The organism is Azonexus hydrophilus, from assembly GCF_001956855.1.
GTDB classification, from domain to species: Bacteria; Pseudomonadota; Gammaproteobacteria; order Burkholderiales; family Rhodocyclaceae; genus Azonexus; species Azonexus hydrophilus_A.
Genome location: NZ_MTHD01000001.1, coordinates 731,352 through 749,920, shown reverse-complemented (window position 1 = coordinate 749,920; position 18,569 = coordinate 731,352). Strand labels below are relative to the sequence as shown.

General features: G+C 62.5%; 19 protein-coding genes. 16 read left to right on the top strand and 3 right to left on the bottom strand.

The features are described 5' to 3' along the window. Positions 1–116: 116 nt before the first annotated feature. The 10 genes from BJN45_RS03655 (at position 117) to BJN45_RS03610 (ending at position 10,506) form a co-directional block, all read left to right on the top strand. On the top strand, positions 117–1,745 hold the full coding sequence (locus tag BJN45_RS03655; protein ID WP_076092134.1) for a pilus (MSHA type) biogenesis protein MshL: 1,629 nt from the start codon (positions 117–119) through the stop codon (positions 1,743–1,745). Positions 1,746–1,751: 6 nt separating this feature from the next. Continuing rightward, positions 1,752–2,186, top strand: coding sequence for a tetratricopeptide repeat protein (locus BJN45_RS03650; RefSeq protein WP_076092132.1), 435 nt, complete (start codon positions 1,752–1,754; stop codon positions 2,184–2,186). Next, positions 2,183–3,838, top strand: a complete 1,656-nt coding sequence (locus tag BJN45_RS03645; protein ID WP_076092130.1) for a GspE/PulE family protein — start codon at positions 2,183–2,185, stop codon at positions 3,836–3,838. Before BJN45_RS03650 ends, BJN45_RS03645 begins: the two co-directional genes overlap by 4 nt. Next, positions 3,835–5,031 (top strand): type II secretion system F family protein, encoded by a 1,197-nt coding sequence (locus BJN45_RS03640; protein ID WP_076092128.1) that lies wholly within the window; start codon positions 3,835–3,837, stop codon positions 5,029–5,031. Before BJN45_RS03645 ends, BJN45_RS03640 begins: the two co-directional genes overlap by 4 nt. After that, positions 5,028–6,386, top strand: coding sequence for a hypothetical protein (locus BJN45_RS03635; protein ID WP_076092126.1), 1,359 nt, complete (start codon positions 5,028–5,030; stop codon positions 6,384–6,386). Before BJN45_RS03640 ends, BJN45_RS03635 begins: the two co-directional genes overlap by 4 nt. Before the next feature lie 62 nt (positions 6,387–6,448). Next, entirely contained in the window at positions 6,449–6,910 is a 462-nt protein-coding gene (locus BJN45_RS03630) for a hypothetical protein (RefSeq protein WP_139326279.1), read from the top strand. Further along, a complete protein-coding gene (locus tag BJN45_RS03625) occupies positions 6,907–7,218 on the top strand; it encodes a hypothetical protein (protein WP_076092122.1) in 312 nt (103 codons plus the stop codon). The genes BJN45_RS03630 and BJN45_RS03625 overlap by 4 nt, the downstream gene beginning before the upstream one ends. After that, a complete protein-coding gene (locus BJN45_RS03620; RefSeq protein WP_076092120.1) occupies positions 7,215–9,176 on the top strand; it encodes a hypothetical protein in 1,962 nt (653 codons plus the stop codon). Before BJN45_RS03625 ends, BJN45_RS03620 begins: the two co-directional genes overlap by 4 nt. Further along, positions 9,157–9,846: a type II secretion system protein gene (locus tag BJN45_RS03615; protein ID WP_076092118.1), complete on the top strand. Its 690-nt coding sequence runs from the start codon at positions 9,157–9,159 to the stop codon at positions 9,844–9,846. The genes BJN45_RS03620 and BJN45_RS03615 overlap by 20 nt, the downstream gene beginning before the upstream one ends. 27 nt (positions 9,847–9,873) lie before the next feature. Beyond that, positions 9,874–10,506, top strand: a complete 633-nt coding sequence (locus BJN45_RS03610; RefSeq protein ID WP_076092116.1) for a prepilin-type N-terminal cleavage/methylation domain-containing protein — start codon at positions 9,874–9,876, stop codon at positions 10,504–10,506. On the opposite strand, the gene BJN45_RS03605 is transcribed toward BJN45_RS03610, so the two are convergent. After that, the gene (locus tag BJN45_RS03605) at positions 10,507–12,459 is read right to left on the bottom strand and encodes a monovalent cation:proton antiporter family protein (RefSeq protein WP_076092114.1); all 1,953 of its coding nucleotides are present in this window, start codon (positions 12,457–12,459) and stop codon (positions 10,507–10,509) included. A gap of 53 nt (positions 12,460–12,512) precedes the next feature. Between BJN45_RS03605 and BJN45_RS03600 the strand changes: the two genes are divergently transcribed. From BJN45_RS03600 to BJN45_RS03580, 5 genes are all read left to right on the top strand, one after another. Next, positions 12,513–13,511, top strand: coding sequence for a KpsF/GutQ family sugar-phosphate isomerase (locus BJN45_RS03600; RefSeq protein ID WP_076092112.1), 999 nt, complete (start codon positions 12,513–12,515; stop codon positions 13,509–13,511). 34 nt (positions 13,512–13,545) lie between these two features. Next, positions 13,546–14,127 carry an LPS export ABC transporter periplasmic protein LptC gene (gene lptC, locus BJN45_RS03595; protein WP_076092110.1) on the top strand — a complete coding sequence of 194 codons (582 nt, stop codon included), beginning with the start codon at positions 13,546–13,548 and terminating at the stop codon, positions 14,125–14,127. Next, positions 14,124–14,717, top strand: coding sequence for a lipopolysaccharide transport periplasmic protein LptA (gene lptA, locus BJN45_RS03590; protein WP_076092108.1), 594 nt, complete (start codon positions 14,124–14,126; stop codon positions 14,715–14,717). Before lptC ends, lptA begins: the two co-directional genes overlap by 4 nt. Positions 14,718–14,903: 186 nt before the next feature. Further along, positions 14,904–15,458 carry a phasin family protein gene (locus BJN45_RS03585; RefSeq protein WP_076092106.1) on the top strand — a complete coding sequence of 185 codons (555 nt, stop codon included), beginning with the start codon at positions 14,904–14,906 and terminating at the stop codon, positions 15,456–15,458. Positions 15,459–15,533: 75 nt separating this feature from the next. Continuing rightward, positions 15,534–16,100, top strand: coding sequence for a phasin family protein (locus BJN45_RS03580; RefSeq protein WP_083650764.1), 567 nt, complete (start codon positions 15,534–15,536; stop codon positions 16,098–16,100). A 75-nt stretch (positions 16,101–16,175) separates the two neighbouring features. On the opposite strand, the gene BJN45_RS03575 is transcribed toward BJN45_RS03580, so the two are convergent. After that, positions 16,176–16,940 carry a competence/damage-inducible protein A gene (locus BJN45_RS03575; RefSeq protein ID WP_076092102.1) on the bottom strand — a complete coding sequence of 255 codons (765 nt, stop codon included), beginning with the start codon at positions 16,938–16,940 and terminating at the stop codon, positions 16,176–16,178. Continuing rightward, entirely contained in the window at positions 16,937–17,671 is a 735-nt protein-coding gene (locus BJN45_RS03570; protein ID WP_076092100.1) for an EI24 domain-containing protein, read from the bottom strand. Before BJN45_RS03570 ends, BJN45_RS03575 begins: the two co-directional genes overlap by 4 nt. A 103-nt stretch (positions 17,672–17,774) precedes the next feature. Here BJN45_RS03570 and BJN45_RS03565 point away from each other — a divergent pair, with 103 nt between their 5' ends. Further along, a complete protein-coding gene (locus BJN45_RS03565; protein WP_076092098.1) occupies positions 17,775–18,569 on the top strand; it encodes a hypothetical protein in 795 nt (264 codons plus the stop codon).

Sequence of the window (18,569 nt, the reverse complement as noted above, 5' to 3'; positions counted from 1 at the left end):
ATCAGAACTGGATATCTCCATTTCGACGGATGGGGGAATAGCAAACCCAAGAAAACAAATGACAAATAGATTAAATGCATTTAGCATAAAGCAATCCTTCCTCTGCCCGGAAAGACATGCCCCGCCCGATGGTGTCATTCATTATTCTGGCCATTGCCCTCGTTGCCTGCAGCACTCCAGGCCCCAGGGAGACTCCGCACGGTCATTTGCAAAGAACGCCTGACCTGCATCCAGCAGAGATCCCTGCCATCGTGGAGGAAACAGGAGAGACGCCTGAAGCCCTCCTTCCGGCCTTGAAACCTCCAGAAAAATACAGCGTAACCGTCAACCGCATCCCCGTTCGCGACCTGCTTTTCGCCTTGGCTCGCGACGCAGAGATCGATATCGACATTGCCCCCGGGATTGATGGCGTGGTCACCCTGAACGCCGTCAGGCAACCGCTTACGACACTGCTTGAGCGAATTGCCCGACAGGCGCCACTACGCTTCGAATTCTCCGGCAAAAGCCTGCTGATCCTGCCCGATGAACCCTACCTGAGGCACTACCCGGTTGATTACGTCAATCTGAGCCGCAGCATATCGGGCACCGTCTCCAACAGCATGCAGATCGGCCCGGCAAGCGGCAACAACGCTGGTGGTGGCAGCCTCTCCAGCACCCGTATCGACAACACGACCCAGCATCGCTTCTGGGAAAGCCTCGAGAAGAATTTGCTCATTTTGCTGGTCGACCGCAACAAACCCTCCCTGGAGCCCGCAACAGAAGGAAACAGCAAGGTCGCGCAAGGCAAATCCGATGCACCGGGCCAACTCATCATCAACCCTGAAGCAGGATTGGTCTCGGCATTCGCAACCCGCACCCAGCACCAGCGGATACAGGCCTTCATCGATCGCGTAGGCATTGCCATCAGGCGCCAGGTGCTGATCGAAGCAACCATCGTCGAGGTCGCATTGCGGGAAGGGCACGAGCAGGGAATCGACTGGAGTGCGATGGTTCGCGGCGGCCTGTTCGAACTCGCCGGCAATACCCTCAAAGGCAGCATCAACCTCCGCTACAACCGCGACGACAATCCACGCGCGCTGATCAGTCTTCTCGACAGTTTTGGCACCAGTCGGGTGCTGTCCAGCCCGCGGCTCTCGGTACTCAACAACCAGACTGCCTTGCTCAAGGTGGTTGAAAACTACGTCTATTTCAATGTCAAGGCCGACACCACGACCACCGCCAATGTCGGCACGACCATCACCTATACGACGACACCGCAAACGGTATCGGTCGGCCTGGTGATGGGCGTCACGCCGCAGATATCAGCCGACGACTCGGTCGTTCTCAACATCCGTCCGACCATCACCAGCATCGGCCGCGAAGTCCCCGACCCCAATCCCGACCTGCGCAAGAACGGTATTGAAAACCTGGTGCCGATGATACGCACCAGGGAAATCGAATCGGTGATGCGCGTAGCCAACGGCCAGATCGCCGTACTGGGCGGGCTGATGGAAGACCGCGTCGACTACCAGACCAGCCGCGTTCCCGTACTCGGGGAGTTACCGGTCGCGGGAGAAGTGTTCAACAACCGGAACAACCGGGCCCAGAAAACCGAACTGGTCATTTTCCTGCGCCCTGTCGTCATCCGTGAAGCAAGCCTGGCGGGTGATTACGCAGACCTGGCGCCAAGCCTTCCCGACAGCGAGTTTTTCCGCCCGCCCAGGCATGCCCGGCCATTTCAAAATCATCCCCTGCCGGAGCATTGACTACCGATGAAACCCCTCATCCTCATGATGCTGCTGAGCCTCTCCGATCTTGCAGGTGCGGGAAGCGCCGCCGAACTATTCATACGCCATCAGGCCGAACATCTCACCGACTACAGTGCGCAGGAACAGGAAAGCCATTTGCGACTGCTGACGGCGGAGCATCCGGCCCAGGCAACACTTCATTTCCGCCTCGGCAACCTGCTCGCCCGCCAGCAGCGCTGGCCGGAGGCAAGGCTGGCCTACCAGACAGCCCTGGAGAAACACTCCGGCCATCCCGACCTGCACCACAATCTGGCCATTGCTCTTGACCATCTGGAGCAGTTGCCGACAGCGATCCATCATTACCGGGCCGCGCTGCAGGCGAGTGAAAGCCGCCAGCATCGCTTCCAGCGGGCGGCCGTACTCAAACGGCTGCGGCAGATCGAGGCAACGCAGCCATGAAGCACAAACCCTTGGGCCAACACCTGCTGGATGCCGGGCTGATCGACGACGACCAATTGCGCATCGCACTCGTCGAACAGCAGAAAACCAGGCAACCGATTGGCACACTGCTGCACACGCTGGGCTTTGCCGCCGAACCGAGGATCAACGACATCCTCGCTCAGCAACTCGGTCTCGGACGTTTCGATCCAGAACGCCACGAGGTCACGCCCGAAGCGATCCGGCTGATTCCCGCCGATACCGCGCGCCGCTTTCGACTGCTTCCGGTCACGATTTCTGCCGACCGGAAATACTGGCAACTCGCCATGGCGACACCGCATGACCAGCACGCCATCGACAGCATCCGCCATTACTCGCCGGCAGGCGTGGAGCCGGATATCCTGCTCGCCGGCCACGGCGAAATCGAACACGCCATCGACCTTCATTACGGCTACGCCCTGGCCATCGACGGCATTCTCGATGAATTCGAAGGCAAAGGCCCCGTTACGGCTCTCGGTGGCGACTCCCCGGCGGTTCGACTGATCGATGCCCTGCTTGCCGACGCCGTTCGCCGCCAGGCCTCCGACATCCATTTCGAACCGGAAAGTGCCAGCCTGCGCATCCGCTATCGCATCGACGGCGTACTCGAAACCGTACGCGTCCTGCACAAATCAACCTGGGCAGCCCTGTCCAGCCGCCTCAAGATCCTCGCCGGCATGAACATCGCCGAGACGCGCAGTCCCCAGGACGGCCATCTCAGCCAACACATTGCCGCTCGCCACATCGATTTCCGCGTCGCCAGCCAGCCCACCATCCACGGTGAAAACATCGTCCTGCGCATCCTCGACCGGCAAAAGGGCATCGTCCCGCTGGAAGCGTTGGGTCTCGACGAACCGCAACAGCAGTTGCTCGAACGCATGGTGGCGCGCCCGGAAGGGCTGCTGCTGGTAACCGGCCCTACCGGCAGCGGCAAGACAACGACGCTGTATTCGCTGCTCAACCGCCTCAACAACCCGGGCGTGCACATCATGACGCTGGAGGACCCGGTGGAATACCCGTTGCCGCTGCTACGCCAGACATCCCTGTCGGACAGCGTCAAGATGGATTTCGCCAGCGGTGTCCGCTCCATGCTGCGCCAGGACCCGGACATCATCCTGATCGGCGAAATCCGTGATGGCGAAACCGCCGCCATGGCGCTGCGCGCAGCCCTGACCGGGCACCAGGTTTTCGCCACCCTGCACGCCGGCAATGCCATTTCCGCGCTGGCTCGTCTGCAGGAACTCGGTATCGACAAGCGCATGCTGCACGGCAACCTGACCGGCATCGTCGCCCAGCGCCTGGTGCGCCGCCTCTGCCCACATTGCCGCACGACGCGACCGGCCAGCCCGAAGGAAGCCGCTCTGCTCGACAGCGATCACGCCCCCGCCGCCCGCGGTTGCGTGCATTGCAAGCAGCAAGGCTACAGCGGACGCCTGGCCCTGCTGGAAATCCTGCATGTCGACAAGACGCTCGATCTGCTGCTGGCCGATGCCGAGTCCCAGCAGAAACTGCTTGCGCATGCCAGACAGCAAGGTTTCCGGACGCTGGCCGAAAGCGGCCTGCTGCTGGCGCGAGCGGGCAAAACGACGCTTGAGGATGTCGCCCGGATCGTCGACCTGAGCGACTGGACATGAGCATCCTGTTCAGTTTCAAGGCGCTCGACGCCCAACAGCAAATCGTTACCGGGAAGATGCAGGTGCCAGACCGGGAAGTCCTGGCGCAGCAACTGCAGCAGCAGGGACTCGACTTGCTGAGCGCCCGCCGTCTGCGCTCCGCGGCAAGCGGCAAGCCTGCACGCCGCGACCTGATCGATTTCTGCTTTCATGTCGAACATCTGCTCAACGCCGGCATCCCGCTGATCGACGCCCTGCAGGATCTGGCTCAGGGCAGCGACAGCAGGAATCTGCGCCAACTGAGCACGCGCCTGGCCGCCGCCGTCATCGGCGGGAAATCCCTGTCGGCAGCCTTGCAGAGCGAAGTTGGCGACACCGAACCCGCGCTTGTCGGCATCATCCGGGCCGGCGAACTCAGCGGCCGTTTGCCGGACATCCTGCACCGTCTCGGCAACAACTTGCGCCAAAGCGAAGCGCTGGCCGCCGGCACCCGCCAGTTGCTGCTCTATCCGGCCGTGGCTGGCGGACTGGTAATGGCGGCAAGCGCCTTCCTGATGATCTTTCTCGTACCGCAAATCCGCAGCTTCCTGGGAGAAAGCGGCCTGCCCTTGCCGCTGCATACCCGTCTGCTGTTCGTCGTTTCCGACTTCCTGACCGGATACTGGCCGTACGTCATCGGCACACCACCACTGCTGTTGCTGCTCGGTGCCGGAGCACTCAGCTACCGGCCGGCACTGCGCTTGCGGCTGGACCGACTCGCGCTGAATGCCCCGCTGACCGGGCGGGTCAGCCGCAGACTTGCCGTCGCCCGCCTGGCTGACCTGCTGGCGCTACTCTACAGCACCGGCATTCCGCTGCTGGAAGCGCTCGAGGCGGTGCAGAAAAGCTGTTCCAACAGGGTGTTTGGGCAAGCCCTGCAGCGCATCCGCCATGCCGTCGAACAAGGCAGCAGTCTGGCCGAGGCCTTCGCCAAGCATGACATCTTTCCGCCGCTTCTGGTCCGCATGCTGCAAATCGGAGAAAAGACCGGCGGCCTGGACAAGGCGCTGAACAATATCGCCCAGCGCTACGAGCGTGAAGCCCGGGAAAGCATCGCCATCCTGCAGACCTTGCTCGAACCCGCCCTGACCCTGTGCATCGGCATCCTGCTCGGCTGGATCATGCTGGCAACGATGCAACCGATCTACGGCATCATCGGGCAAGTATCACCATGACTCGCCCGTGCCGACTTTATCTTGAAGGCAACGAGCTCACGGCCTGGCAGAAACAAGGAGCGTGCCTGGAAAAAACCGGGACCTTCGCAGACACCCCGGAAGGCGTCGCTGATTTTTCGCAATTTCTTGCGGTCGACCGCAAAAAACGCTTTCTTTTGCTGGTGAACCAGGAAGCAGAAAACCTGGTCTTCGACACCCACCCAGGCCTGCCTAGAAACGAACGCAAACAGCTGTTGCAAGCCCGCAGCAAGCGCCTGTTTCCCGACACCCCGTGGCGCTGCACGGCCCCGGCGGGGAAACAGCAGAACGGAGAGACTCCAGTCCTGTTCATGGCACTGGCCAACACACCCACGCTAGCCAGCTGGACCAGCCGATTGAGCAGCGCCGGGGCCGCCCTTGCAGGCATCTACAGCCTGCCCCAGCTTTTGCCGCAGCTATTGCGCCAGGCCATGCCGGCAGACGAATTTTTTCTGGCGATTTCCCGCCACAACCGCGCATTGCGGTTCAGCCTGCTCCGGCATGGACAGCTCTGCTTTTCCCGGCTGATCACCGCCGACACACCTTTCGGTATCGCCGAAGAACATCGTCGATTCCTGGAACAAACCGCCCGCCAGCGCGGATCGACGCCAACGCCAGCGCTTTGCCTCATCGGCGATGCGGAGTGGCTGGAACAGACAGTCTTGCCCAACATTGCACTGCGCATCACCAGTCCGGAGAGCAACAGCGCCAGCCTGTTCGTCTCGGTTTCCGACCGCCGCTGGCCGCGGGCGCAGTTCGCAGCACCTGAACACCTGCAACCGGCGCGCCGCCAGCAAGCCATCCGCTGGTTATGGCGCAGCACGGCGCTGGCTGCATCTCTCGGCCTGGCGCTGACGATGGAGCGGGAACTCCACAGCCGGGTGCAGCACCAGGCCAGCCGCGAGGAAAAACAACTGCACGAAAGCATCGATGCCGAAATCCAGCAGATCAATTCGACACTTGCGCCAAGCGGTCTGACGTCCGGCCAACTACTGCAACTGGCCAGCGACCAGCGAGCCCTGTCACTTCACCGTGGCGCCTTCGCCACAACACTGCATGCCCTGAGCCAGGTCATGGATGCCTCACCGAACATTGCGCTTGACGAGCTGCATTGGCAAACCGACACGGCGCTGCCGTTGACCACGACAACGCACCACATCCACCTCGGCGGCCGCGTCACCGAGGTGGACAGCACGACCGCCCAAACCACCTTCCAGCACTTCCAGGCGCAACTCGGGAAGACTTTCTCGACCACCCTGTCACGCTCTCTTGCGCCAAGCGCGGCGGAGCCAGGCTTCAAGTTCCAGCTTCAACTCGACCCAAGCGCTCACCGATGAGACAACTACGCAACCTCCATCCTGACTGGCGTTTCCCTCTCGCGGCATGCCTTGGCACCCTGTTGGGCAGCGCGCTGCTCAGCGCCTGGAGCTGGGAAAAAGCCGTACAAGCAGAAGCCGGGCATCAACAATTGCGGCTCGCGAGACTACGCGCCAGCAACGAACTCGAGGCGCTGCGCCGTAACGCCGACGACCTCTCGCGAGCGCTTGTTGTGTTGAAACAACTGAAAAAAACAGCACCAGACACCCAGGTTGCCGTAATCCCACCCCTGCTCCCCCAGGAAGCACGGATCAGCGAAATGCCGCCACGCCCCAACGGGAATGGTCCGTGGCGGGAACGCCTGATTCGCCTGCAGACACCGCTGCTCCACGAGGAAACCCTGCTTGAAATACTGAGCAGCTGGCACGACCAATCGGAAATCCAGCACCACCTGCGCAGTTGCCGGATCAGCAGGGATATCGGCGGACTGAAAGCGGACTGCCAGCTCGCCCTGTTGTATCTACACATGAACGAGTCACCGTGAACCGCCGGCCCTTGCTCATGCTATGCCTGCTGCTCAGCGCATCCTGCCAGGCGCAAACGCCAGGCCGGCTGTTCTTCAGCCCTGACGAACGCCGCTTGCTTGAGCAGGAAAAGGCGCATGGCGAGGCAACGACTCCCCCCGGGCGTCTGGATGGTGTCATGCGCAGCGAGCACGGCCGCCGCATTTACTGGGTAGACGGTCAGGCCAGCGATGCCACACCCCCTGCGCAGATCGTCGGCGACAGCCTGCTGCAACCATTATTGCCGCCCGGCAGCCTGCATCGCCATCACAGCGAGGGGTGGCCATGAATCCGCCAGCCACACGTCAACGGCAGCATGGTGCTGGGCTGTTCGCGCTGCTGCTGCTCGGCCAGCTTGGCATCGCAGCCTACCTGCAGACCACGCATGCCAGTCGCTTCAGCAATGCGAGAACAACGGAAGCCGACGTCCACGTCACGCTATCCATGGCCCGCGACATCCTGATTGCCCGCGCCGCCAACGACGACAACCGCCCAGGCAGCCTGCCCTGCCCGGACCTGCTCACCGACAGTCCCGGCTTGGCCAACATACCCGGCGATGGCAAAGCCGACATGCTCACGCGCAACCAGTGCCCAAGCCCCATCGGCCGCCTCCCCTGGGTCACGCTGGACATGCCGGAACCCCGCGACGACGGGAACAACACGCTCTGGTATGTCATCGCGCCCAATCTGCGTGACGACAACAGTGCAATGCCAATCAACAGCGATACGCCCACCGGCCTGGCACTGGACGGCAATGGCGAAATCGCTGCGCTGCTCATAGCCGGACGCACGCCCCAAGCCGGACAGCATCGACCATCGAACAACCCGAGCGATTACCTCGAAGGCGAACTGTCCGGGACCAGCACATTTGACTACATCAGCCCTGACAAGAACGGAAATGACCGGATGCTGGCCATCAGCCGGGAGGAACTGATGGCCGCCGTCGAGCAACGAGCGGTCAATAGCGTACGCCGCTGCCTGTCGGCCCACGCCCGGCAGGCCGGCCACTATCCGTGGCCGGCCCCATTTTCGGCGGCGGCGCGGCAAGGCAGGGCCGCCGCCCGCTTCGGCCGCCTGCCCCTGAGCCAGCCAGGCGAGGGTGCGACGCGGATGCTCGATATCGCTGCAAGTGCGCTGGCGACCGGGCAGGAAGCACTTGCCTCGGCACCAGATGCAGCCACTCAACTATCGGCCCTGGCGCAGCTTGCCGAAGCAAGCGTGCAGACAGCGAACCTGCTGACCAGCCTGGCGCAGGTCGGCGAGGCGCTGAAAACCTTGGCCGACGATACAAAAACACCACTGACGGGGCTGGAAAGCATAATTTCCAGCGCAGCGGCCAACGACCGGATCGCCCGCAGCGAGGGCAGCAGCATCCGTGCGGGTCTTGCCGCAGCAATTATTGCGGTCGACCACCTTGACGAGGCACTTTTGCACTACGGGCTGGATGCGCTTTCATGGCAGGCCGCAACCCAGGGCAAGCCTCCGCCCGAAGAGACAGCCAGAGCAGCGTTGCGCGCAGCAACCGAGCGTTTGCGCCAGGCCGGCGAATACTTCACCAGCCTGGACACGGCCGAGCCTCGCCCCCTGCAGCAGTCGCTGGTCGGACCAGCACGCGAAATCAGCCGGTGGGCTCAGCAAGCCGCTACGCTGGCCGGGCTGATCTCCACCCATGCCGAAGCTGTCGCCGGGACCGCCCGGGAACAGCAGGATGTCGCGACGACAAGCTTGCTGACAATCAGCGCCAAAGACGGGGCCCGCGACGCGATCAACATCTGGCAGGACAAGCCGACGACAGCCAACCACAGCAAGGCACTCGCCGCCCTGGCGGCGGCGGAACAGGCAAGCGTCCAGCTCAGCGCAGGTCTGCGCGAGCAATCGAGCGTGACCCACGGCGGCGAAGCAGCGGCCTGGCCCATGGTCTGGGCATCAATCCACTGCCGCTTCCTGCACGAAGAAGGCAGTTGGTGGAATACCAATCAGTGGGCGGACAGCATTTTCTACCAGACGTCATCACCGGCCGAGCCGACCCAGGCAACACTGCAGGCCGCCGGCCGAAAACAACTGTCCCTGATCGTCATCGCAGGCGGCTCCCGCCGGGACAAGCAAGCGCGACCGGGCGCTTCCATCCAGGACTACCTCGAAGGCCGCAACGCCGACCCGTCACGCAATGGCGATGCACTCAATCCCGTTCCATGGTTCGACATTCCGCTATCCAGGGCCCAGGGCAATGACCGGATCGCATTCTGATCGCCCCCGGCAAACCGGCTTTTCGCTGCTCGAACTGAGCGTCGTGCTGATTGTCTTCGGTCTGCTTGCCGGCAGCATGCTCGGCAATCTCTCCGGACAACGACAGCTGGCCGAAGAACAGCGCGCGCGGCGACAACTGGAACTGAGCCTGGAAGCCCTCTACGGTTTTGCCATCAGCCACGGCCGACTCCCCTGCCCGGCAGAGCCGGCGCTGGGCAGCGACCTGGCCGATGCCGGCAACGAAAGCTGCCCGCTGGAACACGGCGTCCTGCCCTGGCGCAGCCTCGGCCTGGCCGAGACCGATCCCTGGGGGCAGCGCCTGAGCTATTACGCACGCAGGGAATTCACCACGTCGCCGGCGGCCGACGCCCGAGCCGGCTTCATGCTCGACAGCGAGGGCAACGCCAACATCCGCCCTGCAGCCAGCGCTGGCAACAAGCTGGCGGACAAGCTCCCCGCCGTCATCGTCAGCCACGGTCGCAACGGATCGGGCGGCTATCGCCGCAACGGGCAACCAACCCCCGCCGGCCATCCCGACGAAAACGAAAACGCCGATGCCGACCTGATCTACGTCAATCGCCTGGCCGACGACCATTACGACGACCTGGTGACCTGGATCATCCCGGCCATCCTCAACGCAAGAATGCTGGCCGCTGGCCGCCTGCCCTGATTTTTTCAACCACCCGAGGAGCACACCATGCAGCAAGGACAACAAGGTTTCACCCTGATCGAAATCGCCATCGTGCTGGTCGTCATCGGCCTGCTATTGGGCGGTATCCTGAAAGGGCAGGAAATGATCACCCAGGGCAAGATCCGCAGCATCGAGAAGGAACTCGACGGTGTCGCCGTCGCCGTGCTCGGTTATCAGGATCGCTACAAGGCACTGCCTGGCGACGACAACGGCGCCAAGGCGCGCTGGTCTGACGCGACAGACGGGGATGGCGACGGCAGCATCGAGGGCAACTTCAATGCGTCCGAGGCAAGTGCAGAACCCAAAATACTGTGGAACCACCTGCGTCGTTCCGGTTTGATCGGCGGTGATGCCAGCTCTTTCGATCAGCCGTTCAATGCCGTCGGCGGCCGGACTGGGATCCAGACCAATCTCAGCGATGGTACCAAAACGCTGGTCACCGGACTGGTCGCGTGTACCACCAACCTGCCGGCAAAGATCGCCAACGCGATCGACGCCCAGCAAGATGATGGCAATCCCGGCAAGGGCAGCATCCTTGGCTTCGGCCAGAGCGCGGTCAACACGCCCGATTTCAGCACGGCCATCGCCGCCTACGTCGATGACGGCAGCACGAGCTACACCCTGTGCAAGGCTATCTGACTAGCGCTTGAGCAAACGTTCCTCGGCCGCCGCCACCGCCCCCGGCGTGCCGAGGACAACCACGACATCACCTTCATCAAGCCGGGTTTCCGGTGCGGGTTCGAGCGCACGGATGCCTCGCCGACGGATGGCGCTGACTTCGCAGCCAAGCAACTCAAGACCGAGCTCGCCCAGCGACTGGCCGATCGCCGCCGCCCCTGGCGTCAACCAGATGGAATGCAGACGCGGCTGGCTGCCTTCATCCTCGTCACGGTCGGACATGCCCCGATAAAACCCCCGCAACAGACGATAGCGCTGCGAACGGGTCTGCCGAATCCGCTTCAGCACCCTGTTGATCGGCACACCGACCAGCACCAGCGCATGCGAAGCCAGCATCAGGCTGGCTTCCAGCGTTTCCGGCACGACTTCCGCAGCACCGGCCTTGGCCAGACGCCCCATGTCCTTCTCGTCGGATGTCCGCACGACGACCGGCAGGTCCGGCCGCATTTCCTGAACATGGTGCAACACCTTTTCGGCCAGCGGCGTGTCGCTCATGGTCACGATGACCACGCTGGCCCGCATCAGCCCGGCAGCCATCAGCGCTTCCTTGCGCCCCGCGTCGCCGAACACCACGCTCTCGCCGCCGCCGGCAGCCTCGCGCACGCGGTCGGGGTCAAGATCGAGCGCTATGCTGTGGATACCCTCCTGCGCGAGAAAGCGCGCCAGATACTGGCCGTTTCTGCCAAAGCCGCAGAGGATTGCGTGCTTTTCCGAGGTCATCGACTGGGCGGCGATCTGCGTCACCTGCATCGAACGCATCAGCCATTCGCTGGCGACGAAGCGCATGACCAGCCGTTCGCTGTACTGGACGATGAAAGGTGCGATCAGCATCGACAGCACCAGCGCCGTCAACGCAACCTGCTCGACTTCCTTCGGCATATTGACAATGACCCCGAGCAGCACGAAACCGAACTCGCCGCCAGCACAAAGCCACAAGGCCGAACGGATCGAATTGCCCGGCGTTGCACCCAGCTTCCACGACAGCACACCAACGATCAACGCCTTGAATACCAGCAGCGATGTCAGCACCAGCATGACCTGCCACCACAGGCCAACGAGAATCTGCAGATCGAGCTTCACCCCGATGGTCACGAAGAACAGACCCATCAATACATCGCGGAAAGGCTTGATGTCCTCCTCCACCTGCATGCGGAACTCGGTTTCCGAAATCAGCATGCCGGCGACAAAGGCCCCCAGCGCCAGCGACAGGCCCGCATGCTCGGTGATCGTCGCCAGGCCGAGCGTGATCAGCAGCACATTGAGCACGAACACTTCCGCCGACTTGGCGCGGGCCACGAAATGGAACCACTTGCGCATCAGCTTCTGTCCGAAGACCAGAATCAAGGCCAACACGGCAACTGCCTTGAGCATGGCGATCCCCATCAATACCGCCAGTTCCTCCGGCGGCTGGGTCAGGGATGGCAGGAGGACAAGCAGCGGCACCACGGCCAGATCCTGAAACAGCAACACACCGATGACCTGCCGGCCGTGCGCCGAATCCAGTTCCATTCGTTCTGCCAGCAACTTGGTCAACACAGCGGTCGACGACATCGCAAAAACAGCGCCGAGGGCAATCCCCAGTTGCCAGCCAATGCCAAGCGCGATGACCAGTACCATCACCAGCAGGAGGGTCAGCACCACCTGCAGCAAGCCAAGGCCAAACACGATGCGCTTCATCGCATGCAGTTTCGGCAGCGAAAATTCCAGGCCAATCGAGAACATCAGGAAAACGACGCCGAACTCGGCCAGATATTCCACCCGGTGAATGTCCGACATCAGGTTCAGCGCATGCGGCCCGATGATGCTGCCAACCGCCAGGTAGCCAAGCACCGGCGGCAGATTGAAACGACGAAAGAGGACCACGGCGAGAACCGAGGCCCCGAGCAGGACGAGGACGAGGGAGAGTGCGCTCAAAGCGGGCCACTTGAAGTCGGGTATACTGCGGCCATCATAACCTCTGCCAGCCCATGAACCCAAATCAGCCTCCTGCCCGTTTTTCGCCGGAACGCGCTCTGGCGCTGGGTCGTCAGACGCTCGCCATCGAGGCTGCTGCGGTCGACGCCCTGAAAACGCGAATAAACGGGGAGTTTGCGGCTGCGGTCGAGCTGATCCTCAACAGTCAGGGGCGCCTGATCGTCAGCGGCATGGGCAAATCCGGCCATGTCGCCCGGAAGATCGCAGCCACCATGGCCAGTACAGGCACCCCGGCCTATTTCGTACACCCGGCCGAGGCCAGCCACGGCGATCTTGGCATGATCACCCGCCACGACATCCTGCTGGCACTGTCCAATTCGGGCGAATCCGAAGAACTGTTGCGCATCGTCCCGGCAGTCAAGCGGCAGGGCGCCCGGCTGATAGCGATGACCGGCTTCGCCGACTCGACCATGGCGCGCGAAGCCGATGTCCATCTCGATGCCGGCGTCGCCCAGGAAGCGTGCCCGCACAATCTGGCGCCGACCGCCAGCACCACTGCCGCGCTGGCACTCGGCGACGCACTGGCCGTCGCCCTCCTCGACGCCCGCGGTTTTGGTCCGGAAGATTTTGCCCGCTCACATCCTGGCGGCTCGCTGGGCCGACGTCTGCTCACCCACGTCCGCGACGTCATGCGCCCCGCCACCCAAGTCCCGGCCGTAGCGCCGGCAACGCCGATCACCGATGCCATCGTCGCCATGTCCCGCGGCGGACTCGGCCTGGTCGCCATCACCAATCCGGCCGGCTGCGCCATCGGCATCTTCACCGACGGCGACCTGCGTCGCGCCTTTGAACGCCGGGTCGACCTGCAGCAAGGCGTCATCGCCGACGTCATGCACCCGGCCCCACGCACCATCGGCCCGGATCAACTGGCCGTTGAAGCAGTCGAAATGATGGAACGGCTGCGCATCAACGGTCTGCTGGTCTGCGCCGAAGATGGTCAGTTGATCGGCGCACTCAACATGCACGACCTGTTCACCGCGAAAGTCATCTGATGGCTGCCGCCTTCGCCCCCGATCTCGCTCACCGATGAAAAACTGGTCAGCACAAATCTTCCCCATCGTGCTGCTCGGCATCATCGCCGCGCTCACCTTCTGGCTGCAGGCCGCCCTGACGCCCGATGAAGCACGCCCGGACCGCGCACTGACACACGAACCCGATGCGATTGCCGAGAATTTTGAAATTCGCCGGCTGGATGACAAGGGACAATTGAAATACCGGCTCAATGCGCCTCACCTGCAGCACTTCCCGGACGACGACAGTTCGGAAATCCGCGCACCACGACTGATTACCTACCGCCAGGATGCTCCGCCGGTCACCTTGATCGCCGGCCAGGCAAAAATCACCGCGCAGGGCGAAAACGTGATCCTGACGGACCAGGTGGAAATCACCCGGGCAGCAACGGAACAGGCGCCGGCACTCGTTGCCAGGACTCCAACACTAAATGTGCTGCCCGATGCCGGTACGGCACAAACCGACCAGCCGGTTGAAATCAGCCAGGGCGCCTCATGGGTCACCGGGGTCGGCGCCCGCATCGACAACAACGCATCGACCTTCGAACTGCTGTCGCAGGTTCGCGGTCAGTATGTCGCCTCAAGAGTCAAACCATGATCATCCGCATAGCCACGCTCGCCCTTGCCATTATCGCCAGCCAGCCAGCCATTGCCGAAAAGGCCGACCGCGACAAGCCGATGCTGCTTGAAGCCAGCCGCATCTCGATCGACGATGCCAAAAAGATCCAGATACTTGAAGGCGATGTTGTCATTACCAAGGGAACGCTGATTCTCAAGGCCGAGCGCATCATCATCAGCGAAGACCAGTACGGCTTCCAGAAAGGCACGGCTTTCGCCGCCCCCGGCAGCAAGGCGACCTTTCGCCAGAAACGCGAGGGGCGGGAAGATTACGTCGAAGGCGAAGCCGAGCGCATCGAATACAACAGCAACAGCGAGGTTGCCGAACTGTTTCACCGCGCCCGGGTTCGTAGCGGCGAGGACGAGGTCAAAGGTGACTACATCTGGTACGACGCCGTCAGCGAGAAGTTCCTCGCCAGCGCCGGCGAAACACGGGACCCGAAGGCAGCTCCCGCGCGCGCCAGGGCCATCATCCAGCCGCGTACCAAGGGCAGTGAGGCAGCCCGTCCGGAAGGACGGGGCGAACGCCTGGAATTGCGCGGATCCAGCACAATCAACCCGCTGGACTAGCCAAAACCCGCGACACAACGCTGATTCAAAAGACTTTCTCCGGATTGTGCACCGCACAAGGAAATTGTTGACAACCTGACAAGCTTATCTATAATCAGGGGCATGGTGCGGTGCAACATCGCCTGAACGGGTAAGCACTGCTACGGTAAACACTGTTCAGCACGACCTTTTCAATTAGGAGATACCATGTTCAAGACCCCCGAGCAATTCGCTGCCGCCAACAAGGCAACCGTCGATTCCCTGCTGTCCCTGGCCAACACCGCCCTGGCTTCCGCCGAGCGCATCGCCGCATTGAATCTGAACACCGCCCGTTCGCTGATGGAAGATTCCGTTTCCGGCGCCAAGGCCCTGATGGGTGCCAAGGACGTGCAGGAAGCCATGTCGATCCAGGCTTCGCTGGCCCAGCCGAATGTCGAGAAGGCTGTTGCCTACTCGCGCAGCGTCTATGAAATCTCCGCCCAGACCCAGGAAGAACTGTCGAAGATGGTCGAAGCCCAGTTCGGCGACTTCCAGAAGACCGTTGCCGGTCTGCTCGACCAGGCTGCCAAGTCGGCCCCGGCCGGCTCCGATGTTGCCGTTGCCGCCGTCAAGAGCGCCATTGCTGCTGCCAACTCCGCTTTCGACAACATGAACAAGGCTGCCAAGCAGGTTGCCGAGATTGCCGAAGCCAACGTTGCAGCCGCCACCAACGCGACCGTCAAGGCCGTCGGCGCCACCGCTGCCGCTTCCAAGAAGAAGTAATCAGTTGCATTCGGGCCTCCGCTCCGGCGGAGGCCTTGTTTCATCCGTACCAACCAAAACACACTGGAGATAATGATGAGCAACCCGAACCTCGAGCAACTGACCGCCGCACAAAAAGCCAACGCTGAAGTCATGACCGCCCTGATGCGCACCGCCTTCAATGGCCTGGAGCGCCTGACCGCCCTGAACATGGCAGCATCCCGCGAATTCTTCAACGCGACGGTTGCCAATACCCAGCAACTGCTGGCGGCCAAGGATGCCAATGCCGTCGCCAAGGTCAACAGCGAACTGGCCCAGCCGAATGTCGAAAAGCTGATGGACTACTCGCGCAGCGTCTATGACCTGGTTTCCGAAATGCAGAAGGAAGTCACTTCGGTCATGGAAGCCCAGTACAGCAGCTTCTCCAAGACGGCTGCGTCCGCCGTCGAAAAGGCCAAGGCCTCGGCACCGGTCGGTGGCGACGTCTTCGCCGCCACGATGCAGTCCATGCTCGGCGCCTCGACCAAGGCCTTCGACCAGATGACCTCGATGGCCAAGCAGCTGTCGGACATCGCCGAAGCCAACATGCAGGTCGCCACCAAGGCCACCGCACCGGCCAAGAGCAGCGCTACCGCCGCCGCCCGCAAGTCCGCCGCCAAGTAATTCACGGCCGTTACCGGCCAGCAAAAGCCCGCGAGCAAAATCGCGGGCTTTTTCACGTCGACCGCAATAATGACCTCAGGGGCGCCAGACCCAGCTGATGCCGCGCTTCTCGACCTCGATCCGGATTTCCTCCAGGGCCCGGTCAACCAGGGCCGGCGGGCCCTCGACGCCCAGTTCGAGATGCTTGCGCTCCTTGCCGACCAGCGACGGCAGCGAGAACAGGCGCAGCGTCGGGTAATCGGCGACGATGCGCTCCATCAGATCGAGCAATGCGCTCTCGTAGGCATTCGGCCCGGTCAGCAGGAAGGCTTTTTCGACCTTGTCGCCGAGCAGCTTGAACTCGTCCCGGTAAAAGGTATCGAGTGCCCATTCGATCATCGGGTGCGCCATCTGCGGGAAGCCCGGAACGAAGTAGTGATCGTTGGTCGTGAACCCCGGAATGCGGTTGAACGGATTGGGCACGATGTTCACGCCACGCGGAAAGGTCACCAGCAGTTTGCGCTTGTCGGTGATTTCCTCGTCGGCGAAGCGCACCTTCAGCTCCTCGAAACCTTCCGGGTGCAGCACGAGATCGACCCCCAGCGCCGCTGCCACCGCCTGCCGGGTATGGTCGTCTGGCGTGTTGCCGATGCCGCCGCAGGAGAAGACGACATCGCCGCTGGCCATCGTGCGCTTGAAGGTTGCGCTCAGGCGCTCGCGGTCGTCGCCCAGGTATTCGACCCAGGACAATTGCAGCCCGCGCGCACCGAGCATTTCGGCGATCCTGGCGAAGTGCTTGTCCTGGCGCTTGCCGGACAGGATTTCATCGCCGATGATGACGGCGCCAAAGGTACGATTCATAGTCTTTCTCCCTGAATGCTGACGATTGCGTCGCCACGCGAGCGACGCAGGGCTTCCAGCCCGTAATGAACGAATGCCAGCGCGGCCAGCGCCGGCACCAGCAGGCCGAGCACCGGCACATGAGCAAGCAGCGCCATGACCAGGCCCAGCATGAACAGCGGCATCTTGTGCTGCCGGCGCAGGCTGTCCCATTCCGCCTCGGTCGCGTGCATCGACAGCGCATCGTAAGCGAAGGTCCGGCGATTGAGCCAGGCCATCAGCAGCATCGGGATGAACAACGACATGCCGGGGATCAGCCACAACGGAATCGTCACCAGCCAGGCAACGACGAACAGAATTGACGCCAGCACGCTGTTGACCGCAGCAGCGACAAAACTGTCCTTGCCCATCGCTGCCAGATCGCGATATTCGGTTTCGGCCAGGTGCTTGAGCATCAGCGGCATGATGACGATGGCGGCGATCAGTAGCGCGAACAGGTAAGCCAGCGCAAACAGCGCCATCCAGCCACCGAGCCAGGCCAACAGATTGGCCAGCCAGACCAGCCCCCAGGCAACAAGTAGCGTCATCGGCGGAAATTCGAGCAGTTGCCCGACCAGCCAGCCGAGCGCGGAAAAACCCAGAACCATGCTCAGCAGCAAGGAGGCCAGGGCCGGCAACAACAGATACAACCACACCCGGCCGACGCGCAGGTTGGCCAGCGAGCGGCCCAGGGCCAGAACGACAAGATCCACGACATTACCCTTCGAAAAACGGAGGCAAGCGGCATTTTAAAGTTTTTGCCGGCGCCGCCGTAGAACAGAGTATGCCCCGACAAACCCAGCAAGGCGCAGCCTGATGAATCTGACCCCATTGACCACCGGCAAGACGACGCCCCAGCCATCGACGAGCGCTCGTGAAGCCTGGGAAAAACGTCAGGAAAAACAATGGCAGAACATGCAGGAAGGCCTGCAGCGCCTGCGCGCCATGCCCAGCCCGAAGGAAGCCGCCAAGGCCCGCGCCGAATCCCGGATCGAACAATTGAAGGAACGGATCAAGCAGTTGCGGGCGATGTTGATTGGCCTGCCGCCGGAACAAGCCAAGGCCATTCTTCGCCAGATCGGCGCCATCGCCAAGGAACTTGCCAGCCTGGCCAAGGCGGCTGGCGGCGACAGCGGCGGCACCGGCACCTCGGTACAGGTTCAACAGAGCGGCGGCACGACGGCCGAGACGGCAGGCGACAGCGCCAGTGCTGCGGCTGCATCGACAACAGCAACGGACACCGCGACAAATACCGACAACGGCGATGCCGAGCAGTCGCAGGACGGCGACAGCCAGGATAAAACACAGCCGGCCCAGGCAAACACGCCGGCCCGGAACAGCACCGGCAACGCCAAATCACTTCGGGACAAGCTGCAGGAGGTGGCCAAGCAACTGAAGGCCTTGCTCGAACTGGTCAAGGCGAAGATGCGCGACGCCCGCCAGCGGGAAGAGGACGAAGTCAGGCAGGCGGAAAACGCGCTGCACCAGGTCGACACCGCGCTCAATGGCGGCAGCAGCCTCTACAGCGGGCTCGGCGCCGCTGCCGGGATCACGCCGACGCTGACCACAGCGAGCGTGGCAATCGCAGGCAACATCAGCGTCCAGGCCTGA